We start from the raw sequence: 1,396 nt of genomic DNA, 5'->3' as shown, positions 1-1,396 counted from the left end.
GACCTTGTTCAGGGGCACCGTGAGTGTGTGGACGCACATGAAGTGAACCGTGTTCGGGCGACGTTGGCGTTATTCGTGGCGGATGTGTTCGCCTCGGTGCCGCGCAAGGACCAGCGAGCCAAGAGCGACTGCTATCTGCGGGGACTGATGATGGACGGCCGCCGCAAGTCCATCCAGGCCATGGCCTCTCGGCTGCCGGACGGCAACGAGCAGAACCTGCAGCAGTTCGTGAACCAGTCCACGTGGGATCCGGTGCCGGTGCGCCGGCGGATCGCCAGGCGGATGGTGCCGCAGATCGGCCCGGACGCCTGGGCGGTCGACGACGTGTCGTTCCCCAAGGACGGCAGGATGTCGGTCGGCGTCGCTCCCCAGTACTGCGGTGCGCTGGGCAAGCAAGCCAACTGCCAGGTCGCCGTCAGCATGCACGCGGTCTCCGATGCGGCCTCGTGCCCGCTGAACTGGCGGCTGTTCCTGCCCCGGGAGTGGGCGGATGACGCCGTGCGGCGCCGGCGGACCGGAGTGCCCAGGGACGTCGGGCACCGGGAGAAGTGGCGGCTGGCCCTGGACGCCCTGGACGAACTGGCCGGATGGGGACTGGTGCCGCCGGTCGTGGTGGCGGACGCCGGCTACGGCCAGAACGCGGACTTCCGCGCCGGCCTGGCCGAGCGGCAACACGCGTACGTGGTCGGCATCCGCGGCGATATCACCGTCCAGCCGCATGACGCACACCCCGATGCCCCGACCTGGTCCGGCACCGGCCGCCGGCCGGTTCCTCGCTACCGGCAGCCACCGGTGACGGTAGCGGATCTGGCAGCGGCCGCCGGGCGGGACGCCTTCAAGGAGGTGACCTGGCGGGAAGGCTCCCGAGGCCCGATGACCGCCCGCTTTCTCACGATGCGGGTCCGGCCGGCCGGGGTGCGCTCGCGTCGGCTGGCCCAGGCAGCCGCGGTGGCTGAGCACGGCCGGTGGGACGGCGTCCTGCCCGAGGTGCGACTGCTGGCCGAATGGCCCGAGGGTGAGGACGAACCGACCCGCTTTTGGTTGTCCGACCTGCTCGACGACACCCCGATCGCCGACCTGGTCCGCCTGGCGAAGATCCGCTGGCGCATCGAGCACGACTACCGGGAACTCAAGCACGGCCTGGGACTGGACCACTTCGAAGGCCGCTCCTGGCCGGGCTGGCACCACCACACCACCCTGGTCACCGCCGCCCATGCCTTCCTCACCGAACAGCGGCTGGCCCCAAAAGCCGACACACCGGACTCACCCTCTACCAGATCCTCGACGCCCTCCAGGACCTGCTGAACTGCTGGACCGGCATCTGCACCACCTGCCACCAACCCCTGTCCCGCAGGACCACACCAAGATCAAGACAGACCTAACGAAGTCCTACTAG

The 1,396-nt window shown here is 69.6% G+C and carries 1 protein-coding gene; it reads left to right on the top strand.

The annotated features are described in order from the left end of the window. Positions 1-27: 27 nt before the first annotated feature. Positions 28-1,305, top strand: a complete 1,278-nt coding sequence (locus LZ604_RS35430; protein ID WP_234520341.1) for an IS701 family transposase — start codon at positions 28-30, stop codon at positions 1,303-1,305. Positions 1,306-1,396: the final 91 nt, after the last annotated feature.

The organism is Streptomyces glomeratus (assembly GCF_021462825.1).
GTDB classification, from domain to species: domain Bacteria; phylum Actinomycetota; class Actinomycetes; order Streptomycetales; family Streptomycetaceae; genus Streptomyces; species Streptomyces glomeratus.
This window is presented reverse-complemented; position numbering and strand designations above follow the sequence as displayed.